At 67.9% G+C, this 14,995-nt stretch carries 17 protein-coding genes; 3 read left to right on the plus strand and 14 right to left on the minus strand.

The window, feature by feature from the left end; translation table 11 throughout:
* Positions 1-3: 3 nt before the first annotated feature.
* The 12 genes from octT to TPAU_RS14090 are packed head-to-tail and all read right to left on the minus strand — an operon-like array spanning position 4 to position 10,869.
* Positions 4-720 carry a diglucosylglycerate octanoyltransferase gene (gene octT, locus TPAU_RS14035; RefSeq protein ID WP_013127417.1) on the minus strand — a complete coding sequence of 239 codons (717 nt, stop codon included), beginning with the start codon at positions 718-720 and terminating at the stop codon, positions 4-6.
* Entirely contained in the window at positions 717-1,421 is a 705-nt protein-coding gene (locus TPAU_RS14040) for a histidine phosphatase family protein (protein WP_013127418.1), read from the minus strand. Before TPAU_RS14040 ends, octT begins: the two co-directional genes overlap by 4 nt.
* Positions 1,421-1,828: a ribosome silencing factor gene (gene rsfS / locus TPAU_RS14045; RefSeq protein WP_013127419.1), complete on the minus strand. Its 408-nt coding sequence runs from the start codon at positions 1,826-1,828 to the stop codon at positions 1,421-1,423. The genes TPAU_RS14040 and rsfS overlap by 1 nt, the downstream gene beginning before the upstream one ends.
* Positions 1,825-2,508, minus strand: coding sequence for a nicotinate-nucleotide adenylyltransferase (gene nadD / locus TPAU_RS14050; RefSeq protein WP_013127420.1), 684 nt, complete (start codon positions 2,506-2,508; stop codon positions 1,825-1,827). Before nadD ends, rsfS begins: the two co-directional genes overlap by 4 nt.
* Before the next feature lie 34 nt (positions 2,509-2,542).
* Positions 2,543-4,021 (minus strand): vWA domain-containing protein, encoded by a 1,479-nt coding sequence (locus TPAU_RS14055; RefSeq protein WP_013127421.1) that lies wholly within the window; start codon positions 4,019-4,021, stop codon positions 2,543-2,545.
* Between the two features lie 4 nt (positions 4,022-4,025).
* On the minus strand, positions 4,026-4,925 hold the full coding sequence (locus TPAU_RS14060) for an AAA family ATPase (RefSeq protein ID WP_013127422.1): 900 nt from the start codon (positions 4,923-4,925) through the stop codon (positions 4,026-4,028).
* Positions 4,922-5,374: an SRPBCC family protein gene (locus TPAU_RS23580; RefSeq protein ID WP_013127423.1), complete on the minus strand. Its 453-nt coding sequence runs from the start codon at positions 5,372-5,374 to the stop codon at positions 4,922-4,924. Before TPAU_RS23580 ends, TPAU_RS14060 begins: the two co-directional genes overlap by 4 nt.
* A gap of 58 nt (positions 5,375-5,432) precedes the next feature.
* The gene (locus TPAU_RS14070; RefSeq protein ID WP_013127424.1) at positions 5,433-5,882 is read right to left on the minus strand and encodes an SRPBCC family protein; all 450 of its coding nucleotides are present in this window, start codon (positions 5,880-5,882) and stop codon (positions 5,433-5,435) included.
* A 31-nt stretch (positions 5,883-5,913) separates the two neighbouring features.
* Complete coding sequence (locus tag TPAU_RS14075) at positions 5,914-7,188, minus strand: glutamate-5-semialdehyde dehydrogenase (protein ID WP_013127425.1); 1,275 nt, start codon at positions 7,186-7,188, stop codon at positions 5,914-5,916.
* Positions 7,185-8,798 (minus strand): bifunctional 3-(3-hydroxy-phenyl)propionate/3-hydroxycinnamic acid hydroxylase MhpA, encoded by a 1,614-nt coding sequence (mhpA, locus tag TPAU_RS14080; protein ID WP_013127426.1) that lies wholly within the window; start codon positions 8,796-8,798, stop codon positions 7,185-7,187. Before mhpA ends, TPAU_RS14075 begins: the two co-directional genes overlap by 4 nt.
* Complete coding sequence (locus TPAU_RS14085) at positions 8,795-9,733, minus strand: fumarylacetoacetate hydrolase family protein (RefSeq protein WP_013127427.1); 939 nt, start codon at positions 9,731-9,733, stop codon at positions 8,795-8,797. The genes mhpA and TPAU_RS14085 overlap by 4 nt, the downstream gene beginning before the upstream one ends.
* Complete coding sequence (locus TPAU_RS14090) at positions 9,730-10,869, minus strand: VOC family protein (protein ID WP_041945095.1); 1,140 nt, start codon at positions 10,867-10,869, stop codon at positions 9,730-9,732. The genes TPAU_RS14085 and TPAU_RS14090 overlap by 4 nt, the downstream gene beginning before the upstream one ends.
* A 142-nt stretch (positions 10,870-11,011) precedes the next feature.
* Between TPAU_RS14090 and TPAU_RS14095 the strand changes: the two genes are divergently transcribed.
* Entirely contained in the window at positions 11,012-11,644 is a 633-nt protein-coding gene (locus TPAU_RS14095) for a TetR/AcrR family transcriptional regulator (protein WP_013127429.1), read from the plus strand.
* A gap of 84 nt (positions 11,645-11,728) precedes the next feature.
* Positions 11,729-12,451, plus strand: coding sequence for an HNH endonuclease family protein (locus tag TPAU_RS14100; protein WP_115329644.1), 723 nt, complete (start codon positions 11,729-11,731; stop codon positions 12,449-12,451).
* Here TPAU_RS14100 and TPAU_RS14105 read toward each other — a convergent pair.
* Positions 12,435-13,220 (minus strand): helix-turn-helix domain-containing protein, encoded by a 786-nt coding sequence (locus tag TPAU_RS14105; protein ID WP_013127431.1) that lies wholly within the window; start codon positions 13,218-13,220, stop codon positions 12,435-12,437. The two genes, TPAU_RS14100 and TPAU_RS14105, sit on opposite strands and share 17 nt — an antisense overlap.
* 77 nt (positions 13,221-13,297) lie before the next feature.
* Between TPAU_RS14105 and TPAU_RS14110 the strand changes: the two genes are divergently transcribed.
* Positions 13,298-14,239 (plus strand): amidohydrolase family protein, encoded by a 942-nt coding sequence (locus TPAU_RS14110; protein WP_013127432.1) that lies wholly within the window; start codon positions 13,298-13,300, stop codon positions 14,237-14,239.
* 51 nt (positions 14,240-14,290) lie between these two features.
* Here TPAU_RS14110 and TPAU_RS14115 read toward each other — a convergent pair whose 3' ends face one another.
* Positions 14,291-14,974: a type 1 glutamine amidotransferase domain-containing protein gene (locus TPAU_RS14115; protein ID WP_013127433.1), complete on the minus strand. Its 684-nt coding sequence runs from the start codon at positions 14,972-14,974 to the stop codon at positions 14,291-14,293.
* Between the last annotated feature and the right edge of the window lie 21 nt (positions 14,975-14,995).

Consider the following 14,995-nt stretch of genomic DNA (forward strand, 5'->3'; position numbering starts at 1 on the left):
GCCCTACTCCCCTCCCGCGCGCAGCGAGCGCAGCACCCGCTGCGCCACCTGCTCGTGCATCTCGAACGACCAGTGGATCCCGTCGATGTTATTGATCCCCAGGTCGAACGACCACTCGCACAGGTCACGGACCGGCACGTAGGGCACGTCGGCATCGTCGGCCCACGCGCGCATGGCGGCGTCGGTACGCGTCCAGCCGGGCTGCGCGAAGGCGTAGGCGCGCGTGCGGTGCACCGCCGGACCTAGCACGGCGGTGCTCGCGTGCGGGCGGAGCGCGGTGATCGACGCGTGAGTCCGATCCAGGTAGTCGACGGTCACCTCGGGCGGCAGCGCCATCGGCCAGCCGACGGGCGCGAAGAGGCGTTGCACCACCGCGTAACCGTCGCGGGCACGCGCGCGCAGCGACGCGGGCCGCAGGTACCGGATCTGCTCGCGGAGGGCAGTGGGGATCGGCGAGGGTAGCGAGTCCATACCGCCGAGAGCGAGGACCACGGCATCGACGCCCGGGATCGCTGCCCACACCCGCGGGTCCTGGCTCACGCACCACCAGCCGTCCCGGGTGGTCCAGCCGACGCGTCCGAACAGCTCGCACCGCATGCCGAGCTCGGCGGCCACCAGATTGGGCCAGATCCGCGGATCCGAGGTGGGCAGCGCCCCCTCGGGGCCGTAGAAGCCGAGCGAATCGCTGAGCACGAACAGCGTCGACGTGGATTCCGTCATTGGACCTCGGGCACGGGGGCGGCGGTTTCGACGTCCGCAGACGCATTCCATACGTCCAGCCGCCAGCGGGGCGCGTCGCCGTGACCGCTGAGTTGCACCCAACTGCAATTCCCGAGGCCCCCGAGCACCGGCCACGACGATACGGGCAGGTCCAGCAGGCGGGCGGTCAGGGCGGCGACGAGGCCGCCGTGCGCCACGAGCACCACGGGGCGTTCCGCCTCGCCCCATTCGGGCAGGGCGTCGATGAGCTCGGTGACCACGGGATACGACCGAGCAGCCACGTCGACCCGGGCCTCGCCGCCGGGCGGCGCCCACTCGGGGGCATCGCGCCAGCGCAGCCGAGCACCGGGCATGTAGGCGTCGACCTCGGTGTGGGTCAGGCCCTGCCACTCGCCGAGCATCGTCTCGCGCAGGCGCGGGTCCGTCTCCACACCGACACCGGTGGCCACGCTGAGCGCCTCGGCGGTATCGCGGGCCCGCCGCAGATCGGAGCTGATGATGGTGAGTGGCTCCCGGTCGGCCAGCGCCCCGGCTGCGGCGACGGCCTGTCTGCGGCCGAGCTCGGTGAGATCCGTGTCGAGCTGGCCCTGCATCCGCCCCTCGGCGTTCGATGCGGTCTGGCCGTGGCGCAGCAGGATGAGCCGGCGCACCGTCGGGGTGAGCCGCTCGACCGACGAGTCGAGCCCGTCCTCCACCCGCATCACTCGCCCTCGGGCGCGTCTCCGGCGTCCCCGGCCGCGGTGCGTTCTCCGAGCCCTTCGACCTCGATGTGCGGGCAGTCCTTCCACAGCTTCTCGAGGGCGTAGTACTCACGCTCCTCCTGGTGGAAGACGTGCACGACGATATCGAGGAAGTCCAACAGGGCCCACCGACCCTCCCGGGTGCCCTCGCGGCGGGTGGGTTTGACGCCGATCTCGCGGAGCTTGTCCTCGACCTCCTCGACGATGGCGTTCACCTGCCGCTCATTGCTCGCCGAGGCGATCACGAAGGCCTCGGTCAGTACGAGCTGTTCGGAGACGTCGAGCACCACGACGTCGGTGGCGAGCTTGTCGTCGGCGGCCAGCGCGGCCACGGCAGACAGTCGGCGGGCGTTCTCGGATGCGGTCATGATCCTCCTGGGTTCAGCGTGCTGCCCGGGTTCTCCGGGTCGCTCTCGTACAGCCGGCGCTTGGCGATGTACTGCACGACGCCGTCGGGCACGAGGTACCACACCGGCCTCCCGGCGTCGGCGCGCGCGCGACACTCGGTGGACGAGATGGCCAGCGCGGGCACCTCCACGAGGAACAATCTATCCCGCGGCACGTTCGTCAGGTGATCGGCCGCCAGCTGGTAGCCCGGCCGGGAGACACCGACGAACGTGGCGAGCCCGAACAGCTCCTCCCAGTCCTGCCAGCTGAGGATCGATGCGAGCGCGTCAGCACCGGTGATGAAGTAGAGATCGGTGTCGGGTGCCTGCGCCCGCAGATCGCGCAGCGTATCCACGGTGTAGGTATCGCCGCCGCGGTCGATGTCGACGCGGCTCACCGAGAACCGCGGGTTCGACGCGGTCGCGATCACCGTCATCAGGTAGCGGTCCTCGGCCGGCGTCACCCCGCTCTTCTGCCAGGGCTTGCCGGTGGGCACGAACACCACCTCGTCGAGATCGAACCGATCCGCCACCTCGCTGGCCGCGACCAGGTGGCCGTTGTGGATCGGGTCGAAGGTCCCGCCCATGACACCGACGCGGCGGCGTCGGGTGTCACCGGCGCGGCGGCTACCGGCGGCGCTGGACTCGCGTGCGGTGGGCATGAGAGTTGATCCTATTGCGTGCGACGGCGCCGGTTCAGACCGGCAGCAACCGACCGATCACATCCGCGAGCTGGCCCGCGGTGCGGCACTCGTACATGTCGATGACGGTCCGGTACCTGTCGGCAACGGAATCACCGGTCCCCCACGACACTTTTCGTTCGGGATTGAGCCAGAACGCGTGCCGCGCGCGCTCGACGAGCTCGTTCAGCTCGGCCAGCGCGGGGTCGGTGTGATTGCTGCGCGCGTCGCCGAGGATGAGCAGAGTGCCGCGGTGGGTGACGGCGTCGGGGAAGTCGCTCAGGAAGGTGCGCAGCATGTTCCCGTAGTCCGAGCCGCCGAACCGTGCCACCTTCGTCTCCCGGATCACCCGATCGAACATGTCGACCACGGTGTCCACGGTCAGCGTGCGGCTGGTGTCGATGTAGTCGGTGATCTCGTCCACGGAATCGACGAAGCCGAACACCCGGATCTTGGAGAACTCGGCACTGAGCGCGTGCGTGAGTAGCAGCGTGAAGTTGGAGAAGCCGGCGACCGAGCCGGACAGATCGCACAGCAGTACCAGTTCGGGCTTGGTGGGCCGGGGCCGACGGTGCGCCAGATCGATCGGTACGCCGCCGGTCGACATGGACTTGCGGAGCGTGCGCCGCAGGTCGATCGGGCCGCGGCGGGCGCGGCGCCGGCGCACCAGCAGCCGGGTGGAGAGCTGCCGGGCCAGCGGGCGCACCGTCTGCTCCATACGATGCAGCTCGCTGCGGGTGGCGGCGAAGAAGGCGACGTTCTCCGGCAGCTGCGGCGCGGCGTAGTCGACGACGGCCTCCGGGCCCCGTCGGGCGGCCATGGCGACGGAGGTCAACTCCCGGACCCGCTCGGATAGACCGGCGACGCGGTCGCGCGCGACGCGGCGGGCGGACTCGTACTCGAAGCTGCCCGGCTGGGCACCGTCTTCGCCCGCGGCCGAGAGCATGCCGTTGGCGATGGCCGCGATCAGCGTCTGCGGGTTGAGCGCCTTGAGCGCCTGATACGAGGAGAACGCGGTCCCGGTGGCGGATTGGTACTCCCCCAGCTGCTCGACGATCTGGCTGGCGATGCCGTCGTGATCGCCGCCCGCGACGAGGGCCGCGACGGCCTCCTGCCGCAGTGCCTCACGCACCGCGTCGGGGTCGGGCGGAGTATCGGCGGCGGGCATCCGCATCGGGTCCGGTTCGCCGGGCGCGCCTGCGCATCCCTCACCCCCGGAGCCGTTCCCGCTCCCGGCGGCGGGGAAACCGATGCCCCCACGGACCGGGAAGTACAGATCGAAGATCACGTCGAACGACTTGCGGTGCATCTGCTCCCGCAGCAGCACCGCCGCGAGGCCTTCACGGAGCTGGCTGCGGTCCGCGAGGTCGAGCACCGTCAGCACCTCGGCCGCGGTGATGGCCTCACCGGGCCCGATCGACATGCCCTTGCCGCGCAGCGCGCGTACGAACGCGTGCAGGTGGCCGTCGAGCGGGGTCCCGGCGTGTGTGGTCATCGCTTTACAACCCCAATGCGGCCGACGCGGTCTCGATGTCGACCTGGTGCTTGAGCACCACACCGAGCGTCGCGGCGAGCGCGGCCTTGTCGATGGAACCGTTGGCGGAGCCGGTGACGCCGAGCGCGAGCAGGGTGCGGCACCAGTCGAGGGTTTCGGAGACCGAGGGCTTCTTCTTCAGGTCGAGACCACGCAGTGTGGCGATCACCCGGAGCAACTGCTGCGCCACCTCGGTGGAGAGATCGGGCACCCGGCTGCGGATGATCGACAGCTCCAACTCGGCGTCGGGGAAATCGATGTGCAGGTACAGGCAACGCCGCTTGAGCGCCTCGGACAGCTCGCGGGTGGCATTGGAAGTGAGGAACACCAGCGGTTTACGTTCGGCGACGATGGTGCCCAGTTCGGGCACCGTCACCGCGTAGTCGGAGAGCACCTCCAGCAGCAATCCCTCGAACTCGAGATCGGCCTTATCGGCCTCGTCGATCAGGAGCACCGACGGCCCGCTCTCCCGGACCGCCTGCAGCAGCGGCCGCGGGAGCAAGAACTCCTCGGAGAAGACGTCCTGTTTGGTGTCGTCCCAATCACCGCCGTTGCCGGAGGACTGGATGCGGAGGATCTGCTTGGCGTGGTTCCACTCGTACAGGGCACGCGCCTCGTCGATGCCCTCGTAGCACTGCAGCCGCACGAACCGGGCCGCGCGGGCCTGGGCGCAGGCGCGGGCGAGTTCGGTCTTACCGACACCCGCCGGTCCCTCGACGAGCAACGGTTTGCCGAGGCGGTCAGCGAGGAAGACGGCCGTCGCGGTGGCGGTCGACGGGATGTAGCCGGTCTCGCGCAGGGCGGCGGCCACATCGTCGACGCTGCTGAACAGCGCCGTGGGTGCGGGTGTGACCGCCGCGGTCACTGCGCTGCCTTCCGCTTGAGGACCTCCTTGGTGAAGCCCTTCGAGGCGATCTCGGCGGACATCTTCACGCCCTTCTTCACGACGAAGCCGGGCAGCTTGACCTTGAGATCGATGTGCATGTCGACCACGACGTGCACCTTGTCGTCGCCGATCGGCGTGAGCTGGTAGAAGCCGCCCTGCGACTTCACCGCCATACCCTCGCCCTCGGACTGCCATGCCACCTTCGTCTCCGGGGTGAACTCGTAGCGGAACGTGAGGCTGTCGCTGATGCCCATCAGTCCGGCCTCGACCTTCACCAGACTCGGGTTGCCCGCGGCATCGCGCTCGACGACCGTCGCGCTCTTGTGGGAGGACGACCACTCGGGGAGCGCCTCGACGTCCAGCAGCGTCGCGTACGCGAGCGAGGCGGGGGCGTCGATGTCGAACTCGACCTTCTCGTTGATTGCCATGGCGACAACCTACCCCCGTGTCGAGAACCCGTTCATCCGCAGCCGCCCGGATCTCGGGTCAGGCGGCGGCCTTGCGCTTGAGGACTTCCTTGCTCAGGCCGTTCTTGATGATGTCCATCGCGATCTTGATGCCCTTCTTCACCACGAAGCCGGGCGCTTTGACCTTCGGATCGAGGTACATGGTGACCTTGACGTGGGTCTGGGCATCGCCCGCGCTGGACAACTCGTAGATGCCGCCCTGGCTGCGTACCGCGGTGCCCTCGTTGCGGGTGTCCCACTTGCAACTGGTATCGGTGAAGACGTAGTCGAAGGTGAGGTCGTCGCTGAACATCAACAATCCCACCGAGGCGTCGACCACGCTGGGCCGGCCGTTGGCGTCCCGCTCGACGACGGTGACGTTGCTGTGTGCGGACGACCAGTCCGGCAGCGCCTCGACGTCGGCCAGGGTGTCCAACACGAGCGACACCGGCGCGTCGATATCGAATTCCAGGGACTCGTTGATCGCCATGCCGACAACCTACCGCGCAAGGAGCCCGCTGTTAGCGGGGTCGGATATGTCCGTCGCCCCAGGCGATCCACTTGGTCGACGTGAGCTCCGGCAGGCCCATCGGGCCGCGGGCATGCAGCTTCTGGGTGGAGATTCCGATCTCGGCGCCGAAGCCGAACTGTTCGCCGTCGGTGAAGGCGGTCGACGCGTTCACCATGACGGCGGCGGCGTCGACGCGGGCGCTGAACGCGCGAGCCGCGGCGAGATCGCCGGTCACGATCGCCTCGGTGTGACCGGTGCCGTAGCGGTCGATGTGCTCGATCGCGGCATCGAGACCGTCGACCAGTTTCACCGCGACATCGAGGCTGAGGTACTCGTCGGCCCAGTCGGACTCGGTGGCGGGCACCATCTCGGCCTCGTCGCCGTGCACGATCACCCCCTCGGCCTGGAAGGTGCCCAGCAAGCGCGGCAAGAACGAGTCCTTCACAGCGGAATCGATGAGCACGGTCTCCACGGTGTTGCACACGCTGGGGCGGCGGGTCTTGGCGTTCACCACTAGGCGTTCGGCCATATCCAGGTCTGCGGCCGAGTGCACGTAGATGTGGCAGTTGCCGACGCCGGTCTCGATGGTGGGAACGGTGGCGTCGCGGACGACGGCGGCGATGAGGCCCGCGCCGCCGCGCGGGATCACCACATCGACCAGGCCGCGGGCGCGGATCAGCGCGGTGACGGTGGCTCGGGACGCGGCGGAGAGGAGGGAGACCGCATCGGGGGTGATGCCACTGGCCTGGAGGGACTCGCGGAGCACGGCGACCAGGGCGGCGTTCGACGAGGCCGCCGAGCTGGAACCGCGGAGCAGCACGGCATTGCCGGACTTGAGGGTCAGTCCGAAGGCGTCGACGGTGACGTTCGGCCGCGCCTCGTAGACGATGCCGACGACGCCGAGCGGCACGGCGACCTGCCGCAGCTCGAGACCGTTGGGCAGGGTGGAGCCGCGCAGGACGGTGCCGATCGGATCGGGCAGTCCGGCCACCTGACGCAGCCCGGAGGCGATGCCGTCGACGCGGGAGGCGTTGAGCGCCAGGCGATCGATGAGCGACTCCTCGGTGCCGGTGGCGCGAGCCCGGTCGATGTCCTCGGCGTTCGCTGCGAGGATGCGCTCCTTGTTCGCGAGCAGCGCGTCGGCCGCGGCGTGCAGGGCGGCGTTCTTCTGCTCGGTGGTCAGGGTGACCAACTGCTTGGACGCGGCGCGGGCGGCGCGGGCCGCCTCCTGGACCGCCTCCGTCGCGACGGTGAGATCGGCGTCCTGCGCGGTGGGCGTGCTCATGGTCCGAGAATACGTGTCCGGCTGATCCCGCCGGGCCGCGGTACGGACGAGGGAACTGGAACCGGTCTCGTGGACGGGACGAGCCCGCTCCCGACTCTCTGACCTGGTGCGGCGGACATGACAGGTATGTGGGTGTAGATCTCGCCGAGGGAGCGACCGGCGATCATGACGGTGCCGTCGGGTCTCACCAGAGCGGCGATCGCGCCGTTGTCTGCCAACCAGTGACTCAGCCCGCCTTCGGATTCGACGATGATCGCGGCGCCACGCCGGGTGATCTCGAATCGTTGCTCGGCCGTCGGCTCGTGCCGGGTCACGATGATGAACCCGGGCGAGCTGGTGTCGAGCCGACGCCCTTCCTCGTCCACCGGGACGTTCGGAGCGAGCGTTCCCGTCAACGAGGCGCCGCCACGGACGTAGTAAGACCGCCGGAGCGGTGGTGTGGCGCTGGTGGTGAGGCGAGTGGCGATGGCGGGCACCCGCGCGAGGATCGGGGCGACATGGCGTCGCAGGCGGTCGCCGCAGCGCCCGCCACCCGTCATGAGCACGCCCGTGGCTTTGGCCATCCGGATCAGACCGACGGCGTGTGGTTTCCGTTCGTCCTCGTAACTGTCGAGGCTCGCCTGCTCCACACCTCCGTTGAGGACGGCGGCAAGCTTCCAGCTGAGGTTCATCGCATCCCGGATACCCGCTCCCATTCCCTGTCCGATGAACGGCGGGGTGAGGTGGGCGGCGTCACCGAGTAGGAAGATGCGGCGTTCACGCCACCGCTGCGCCACGCGGGCGGTGAACGTGTACTCCGCGCAGCGGACCAGCCGCAGGTCGGGGTCGACCAGACCGTCCAGCCACGGGCTCATCAGCGGGAGTACTGCGTCGAGATCAGGGAAATCAGAGGCGGTTTCTCCGGCGAGGAGTTGGAACTCCCACCGGTACCGGGTGTCTCCGATACGCATGTACGTAGCCGCACGCCGGGCATCGCAGACCTGTTGTATGCCGTCCCATTGCTGGAGGTCGGCGGTGGTCTCGATGTCGATCACCAGCCATCGCTGACTGAATCCGAGGTCCCGCCAACACGTATCGATGACCGACCGCGTCGTGCTCCCTGCACCGTCGCAACCGAGGACGTAGGAGCCCTCGACGGAGAAGGATGCGCCCGTGGCGCGATCGGTGGCGTGGACGGTCACCGACGTATCACTCTGAGTGATGCCGTGGACCTCCGCACCGCTGCGCAGCGCGACCAAACCGCTGCGTTGCGCCACCGCACTGCGAAGCAGCCGTTCGAGTTCGGGTTGGTCGAACATCGACGCGGCGGGGTATCCGTGCACGCCCACCCCGGGGTTGCGCGGGAATTCGGCGATGAGGTCGAGGGCGCCGCCCACCAGGCGGAGGCCATGGGCCGGACGGGAGATCGCGGCGAATTCCTCTGCGAGGCCGAGTCGCGCGAGAACCCGATAGACCTCATCGTCGAGATGGACGGCGCGGGGCTGCGGGTAGACGTCGTCCCAGCGCTCGATGATGACGGAGGCCACCCCGTAGTCGGCGAGTAGCGCCGCAGCGGTGAGTCCGGTCGGCCCCGCACCGATGATGACGACGGTCGCGTGCGGCACGGTCATGTGTACCGCACAACCGTGCGCTGCGTTCCCGAATCGAGGGCCCCATCGCCGGAGCGGACGGTGGCTTCCACGATATCGCCGTCGCGGAGGTACTTCGGATTTGCCGCCTGGCGCTTGAAGAAGGCATTCCACTTCAGATGCGGCGGCAACAGGGATCCGAGGATCTCGATGGGCTTGGCCGGTGCGGTCAACGCCGTGCCGCCGGGTGTGCCGGTGAGAAGCAGGTCACCGGGATCGACCTGCTGGAAGCGGGCCAGTGTTCGCGCGGCCTCGAGCGGACCGTAGATCATGTCCGCGACGGTGCTGTTCTGCCGGGTCACACCATTGACTCGCAGTTCCAGTGTAAGGGTGGGGAACTTCTCCCAGTCGCCCCGTTCGAGGAGTATCAGCACCGGCCCGACCGGGGTGAAAGTCGGATAGGACTTCGACTCGTAGAATTGCGTTTTCGGCAGCTGCACATCGCGCGCGGACACGTCGTTGGTGACGACGATGCCCGCGACTGCATCGGCCAGGCCGGCGGCATCGATCGACGCTCCGACGGGAATCGTCCTTCCGAATACGATTCCGATCTCGACCTCATAGTCGAGCAGGGATACGTGGGCGGGCTTGACGATGTCATCGAACGGACCGGAGATCGATCCCGAGGACTTCCGGAAGAACGTCAGGGGCACCTTGTCCGGGTCCATCCCCGAATCCCTCACGTGAGAGATGTAATTCGTCATCTGCGCGATCACCCGGCACGGTGCGGTCACGGGAGAGATCAGCGTGAGAGTAGTCGGATCCACCACGTCACCGTCGCCTGAGGCAGCGGTTGCGACCGCTGCGGCGTCGGCGATCAATTCGGCGGTCGTGGTGGCGAGGGTGTCGACACGGCGGACGCCGGCGGGTACCGATACCCACCACGCATCGGCAGTGCGAAGAACGGAAAAGCTCATGAGCGTGCAACTTTCAGTAGGCCACGAAGGCGTTGGACATCGAATTCGTTGTCGGACTCCCGCAACGATGAGAGGATCGAAGCGAACTCCTGCACGGCGGCACGGCCGGGCCTGACTCCGAGGAAGTCCGCTGTCGCGGGCGGGCCCCATTGGTTGAGGCCGGATGCGGTCATCGCGGCCCAGCCGGTGGAAACCGTGTGGTCGAAGTGGTCACCGTCGGTGAAGTGCTCGACGAGGAGACCATCGGGGTCGCGCCAGTAGTCGAAGATTTGACTGCCCTGAATGTGGCGCCCGACTCCCCAGGAACGGCGGTAGCCCCGTTCGACGAGGAACTCTCCGCCCGCGGCGAGCGCATCCAGGTCGCTCACCTGGTACGCCGAGTGCACGTAACGGTTCGCCGGTCCGAGCGCCATCGCCAGGGTGTGATGATCCGATGCTTCGGTGCCGCGGTCGCAACGGATGAAGCTCATGACCGGGCCGCGATCACGCTGCCCGGGGTAATAGAGGAAGTCACTCACGATGAGCCCTAGGTGCTTCAGATACCAATTCAGCGACTCCATGTACCGGTTGGACTGCAGGACGATATGGCCGAGCCGTTCGACGACCGCCGGCGCCCGAGGCGGTCGTTGGGTGGCGTTCACCCTGCGCACCGCCCGGGCGAAATTGAACGATTCGTGCGCCGCTTGCAGAGGCAGCGCAGGCCATTCGGTCGCATCGGAGACCACCCGGACGCGACATCCACTCGGATCACGGGTGGTGACGGCGTTACCGCCGAGCGCGTCCCCCAGGGGATGGACGCTGCGTCCCCACGCAGCCCCGATGGCCATGAGGTCCGACCGGTCAGCGGCGCGGAAGGCCAGGCCCGTGAAAGCACTGCGCGGAGCGCGCCGCACGATCGCACAGGGAGGACCCGCGAGCGCGCCGCGCAGATGCAGTTCGTCTGTGGTCTGGAGGACCGGCGTGAGGCCGAAGTCGACCGCGAACGCGGCGGTGCGTACCAGGTCGGGTTTATCGAACTCGAGCCACGCGATATCGCGGACCTTGATCACGGGATTCGGATGCCGGCCGGGGTGCTCACCCGGTAGGGCCCCTTCGTCGGTGTGCAATCCATCGTGCACGTCGCGGGTGATGGTCACATCGAAGCTCCGTTTCATCTGTTCTGACTTCATTTGTTCTGACGATATCGTCACTCACGACGGTATCGTCAGTCAAGAGGGCCTGATGTTTTCGTCAGAGTTGAACGCATGCGACGATGGACGTTCCGAAGGGAGCATCGTGATGACGGAAACCGAGACGCTCAGCCGGACGGAGCGGCGCAAGCTACGCACCCGGCAGGCGCTTGTGACGGCAGCGCAACAGTTGTTGGCGGAGGAGCGAACAGCCGTATCGGTGCTCGAAATCACCACCCTTGCCGATGTGGGCAACGGTTCCTTCTACAACCACTTCGCTACGAAGGAGGAACTGTTCGATGCAGCGGTGCTGGCCGTCATCGACGAGCACGGGGCAGCGATGGACCGACTCACCGAAGGCATCACCGACCCTGCGGAAGCCTTCACCCAGAGCTTCCGCATGACGGGGCGACTGCACCGACGAATGCCGTCCATGAGCCGGATCGTGGTCAACAGCGGCCCGAAACTGCTGGCCTCCAACACCGGCTTGCTCCCTCGCGCACGCCGTGACATCACCGCCGCTATCGCGGCTGGTCGCTTCCGTGCCAGCGACCCTGAGCTCGCGCTCACGATCGCTTCGGGCGCCGCACTGTCGCTGGCGGTTCTCCTACTCGAAGCCCCTGAGCGCGACGACGCCGCAGCCACGGACGCCGTGACGGCGCAACTTCTGCGCGGCTTCGGACTCACCGAAAGCGAGACGACCTCCCTCATCGAGCTCCCACTTCCCGAACCGATCCTGTAGACGACAGTTCCGCCCGGCGACGACCGACCTCACCGTGCCTTCGTTTCCGCCGATCGTGTCGGACCGCGGTGTTACGTTCCGGCGGTGACTTCTCGGGGGAGGACGCGACGGTTGTCGCCGCAGGTGTGGGCGGCGCTGATCGCGGCGGTGCTCACCGCCGTCGTCGTCGCCGTGGGTGCGGTCCGCGACAGGTCTGACGGCGTCCTGCCCACCACCGCGCCCACCACCGCCGCCGACGGCACGCCGCTCGCCGGGGTGACGATCGTGCCGACCCGGGAGCGCGCCCCACACCCCTACCGCCGAGCGGCGTTCGGCACGGCGTGGACCGACGATCAGTCGGCACCCCTGGGGCACAACGGCTGCGATACCCGCAACGACATCCTGGACCGCGATCTCACGGACAAGTCCTATGTGCGCACGTCGGGATGCCCGAACGCGGTGGCCACCGGGAAGCTCGCGGATCCGTACAGCGGCAGCACCGTCCGGTTCGAACGCGGAGCGAAGACCTCGGCGAAAGTGCAGATCGACCACATGATCCCGCTCGCCTACGCCTGGGACATGGGCGCCTGGTCGTGGGACGACGACAAGCGCACCCGGTTCGCGAACGATCCGCGGAATCTAGCTGCGGTGGACGGTCCCGCGAACGAGAACAAGAGCGATAGCCCACCCGGACGATGGATGCCATCGAACGAACGGTTCCACTGCCAGTACGTCCGCCAGTTCGCTTTCGTCGCCCGCGAGTACGGGCTGCCTGTGGACCGTGCTTCGGCCGCCGTGATCGACGAGGCCATCAAGACCTGCCGTTGAACAACAGCACACGTTGTGTCGGGTCGTCGGCCACGCTCAGCGCGATCAGGTCGACGGTGATATCTCCGCTCCCCGGATCTGTCATCGGTACTTCGATCGAACCCCTCGGTCGCGTCACATCGTGCCGCTCCCACAGCGCGCGGAATGCGGGAACATCGCCAAGGGTGTCCACCATCGTCGGCCCCGGCGCTCCGGCCGCCACTGCCGCTGCCATCCCCGACCGGACGATCCCCACCACAGTCGCTTGCATCGCCACGAGGTCGCGGAACCTGCTCTGGAAGGTCGGGTCGGTGAAGATCAGGAACAGGAAACTACGCTCCGGCTCGGCAACTCGACCGAAGTCGAAGAACAGGTCCGTCGCCGCTGCATTCCATTCCAGGATCGCGGTGTTCGGCCCGATGACGAGAGCCGGGACGCCCACGAATCGGTCGAGTACACGGGATAGCGCCACGTCAACCTCGGGCCGTCCTCGTACGGGCGTCGCCTCGTGATCGAGCAGCTCCAATGCGTACGTCAGCTGACCGTCGTCGAGATGCAACGCCGTCGCCAGGCGCCGCACCAAGTCACGCGAAGGCGCCATGCGCCCCTGCTCGATGCGGGTGTAGTACTCCGTGCTGACGTGGACGAGGGCGGCGACCTCCTCGCGGCGGAGGCCTGCCACCTGTCGCCGGCCCGGTCGGACGATTCCTGACCGCCCACCAGGGGTGGCCTCGCCGCGCCGTGCTCGAAGGAAGGCCCCCAACTCCCGCAAGCGCGGGTCGCGCCTCATGACAGGTCCCGTCCTCGACCGAGGGGGTAGCGATCTCTCCCCTGCCGCGCCACTGTCGGCCGAAATAGCTTGAACACATGACCGATACAAGCAGAATCGATGTACACACCCATGTCGTCCCACCGTTCTGGGGCGAGCAACTCCCCGCGCACGGCGGCGACCCCTCGGGCTGGGCCCTGCCGGGCTGGAGCGCCGGAGAGCACCTGCGCTACATGGACGAGAACGGTATCGCGACCAGTGTCCTTTCGCTCACCGCACCGAGCGTCGTCGGCTGGAACGGCGCCGAGCGACGCAACATGGCGCGGCGCGTGAACGGCTACGTCGCGGACCTCGTCTCCAGCAACGGAACTCGGTTCGGGAATTTCGCCACACTTCCTCTTCCTGACGTTGACGGTGCCGTCGCAGAGGCCGAGTACGCGCTCGGCGAGCTCGGGGCCGACGGTGTGGTGCTGCTGTCGAACTACGACGGCGTGTACCTGGGCGATGCACGGTTCGCTCCGTTGTGGGAGGCCCTCAATGCCCGCGCCGCGGTCGTCTTCATCCACCCGGCCCACCCGACCCTCCCGCTTCTCGACGGGGTGCCCGGCCCGCTGGTGGACTACCCGTTCGACACGACGCGCAATGCGGTCCACATGGTATTCAACGGCGTTCTCGACCGGTATCCGCGCGTCAAGATCATCCTGTCCCATGCGGGCGGGTTCGTGCCGTACTCCGTGCTGCGATTCTGCGAATTGCAGCCGGCCTTGGATCCGAGCGGCCCCGGCAGCGACGAACTGCTCGCGACGTTCCGGAAGTTCTATTGGGACACCGCGCTCTCCTCGGGCAGGTACGCGTTCGCCGGCTTCCAGGAGTTCGCCGATCCCGAGCGGATCCTCTTCGGGAGCGACTTCCCCTACGCGCCGGAGCCGGTCGCACACCGCTTCAACCGGATCCTCGACGTCGACACCGGCCTCACGGCCGGGCAGAAGGCTGCGATCTACGCCGGCAATGCACGGGCGATCCTCCCCCGGCTCGCCTGAGCCGTCGAGTCCGTCCGTCGAGCGTAGGCCGCCCGAGGCGTCCGCGCCCCGTCAGAGGAGCGCGGCGACCTTTGTCGCGGTCTCCTTCGCCGAGCCCGGGTTCTGCCCGGTGACGAGGTTCCCGTCCACCACCGCGTAGGAGACGAACGGCAGTTTCGCCTTCTTGTAGCGGGCGCCCCGCTGCTTCATCTGTTCTTCGGCGTTGTACGGGACCAGCTTGTCGACCCGGGCGAGAACCTCCTCCTGCCAGGCGAAGCCGGTGACGTTGCGCCCCGCGACGAGGTACTCGCCAGTGGACAGGCGCGTGTTGAGCAGGCCGCAATAGCCGTGGCAGACCGACGAGACGATGCCGCCGCGCTCGAAGATCTCGCGGCTGATCCGCTGCAGACCGGCACTGTCGGGGAAGTCGTACATCACTGCGTGACCGCCGGTGAAGAAGATGGCGTCGAAATCCTCGGAGTCGACCTCGTCAGGGCTCAGGGTGTTCTCCAGCAACGCCATTCGCGCCGGATCCGCCCGCCACGCCTTGGCCGTCTTGTCGTAGTTGGGAAACTTCAGCGACCGCGGCTCGAGCGGCACCGGGCCGCCGCTCGGGCTCACGAGCACTTGCTCGAACCCCGCCTCCTCGAAGACGTGCCAGGCGTGGGTGAGCTCGGAGAGCCACAGGCCGGTCTTGTGCGACGGGTCGTCGTAGTGACCGACATTGGTGACGACGGTGAGGATGCGCTTGGACATGGTGACCCCTTCTGGGTGGTC

The organism is Tsukamurella paurometabola DSM 20162, from assembly GCF_000092225.1.
In the GTDB taxonomy this organism is placed as follows: domain Bacteria; phylum Actinomycetota; class Actinomycetes; order Mycobacteriales; family Mycobacteriaceae; genus Tsukamurella; species Tsukamurella paurometabola.

Bases quoted from the DNA above. Each gene is read 5' to 3' on its own strand.
- TPAU_RS23580 (WP_013127423.1), bottom strand. From the start codon at position 5,374: ATGGCAATCAACGAGAAGGTCGAGTTCGACATCGACGCCCCCGCCTCG.
- TPAU_RS14075 (WP_013127425.1), bottom strand. From the start codon at position 7,188: ATGAGCACGCCCACCGCGCAGGACGCCGATCTCACCGTCGCGACGGAG.
- octT (WP_013127417.1), bottom strand. From the start codon at position 720: ATGACGGAATCCACGTCGACGCTGTTCGTGCTCAGCGATTCGCTCGGC.
- TPAU_RS14040 (WP_013127418.1), bottom strand. From the start codon at position 1,421: ATGCGGGTGGAGGACGGGCTCGACTCGTCGGTCGAGCGGCTCACCCCG.
- TPAU_RS14105 (WP_013127431.1), bottom strand. From the start codon at position 13,220: ATGAGGCGCGACCCGCGCTTGCGGGAGTTGGGGGCCTTCCTTCGAGCA.
- TPAU_RS14055 (WP_013127421.1), bottom strand. From the start codon at position 4,021: ATGACCACACACGCCGGGACCCCGCTCGACGGCCACCTGCACGCGTTC.
- TPAU_RS14095 (WP_013127429.1), top strand. From the start codon at position 11,012: ATGACGGAAACCGAGACGCTCAGCCGGACGGAGCGGCGCAAGCTACGC.
- TPAU_RS14115 (WP_013127433.1), bottom strand. From the start codon at position 14,974: ATGTCCAAGCGCATCCTCACCGTCGTCACCAATGTCGGTCACTACGAC.
- nadD (WP_013127420.1), bottom strand. From the start codon at position 2,508: ATGCCCACCGCACGCGAGTCCAGCGCCGCCGGTAGCCGCCGCGCCGGT.
- TPAU_RS14070 (WP_013127424.1), bottom strand. From the start codon at position 5,882: ATGGCGATCAACGAGTCCCTGGAATTCGATATCGACGCGCCGGTGTCG.
- TPAU_RS14110 (WP_013127432.1), top strand. From the start codon at position 13,298: ATGACCGATACAAGCAGAATCGATGTACACACCCATGTCGTCCCACCG.
- rsfS (WP_013127419.1), bottom strand. From the start codon at position 1,828: ATGACCGCATCCGAGAACGCCCGCCGACTGTCTGCCGTGGCCGCGCTG.
- TPAU_RS14085 (WP_013127427.1), bottom strand. From the start codon at position 9,733: ATGAGCTTTTCCGTTCTTCGCACTGCCGATGCGTGGTGGGTATCGGTA.
- mhpA (WP_013127426.1), bottom strand. From the start codon at position 8,798: ATGACCGTGCCGCACGCGACCGTCGTCATCATCGGTGCGGGGCCGACC.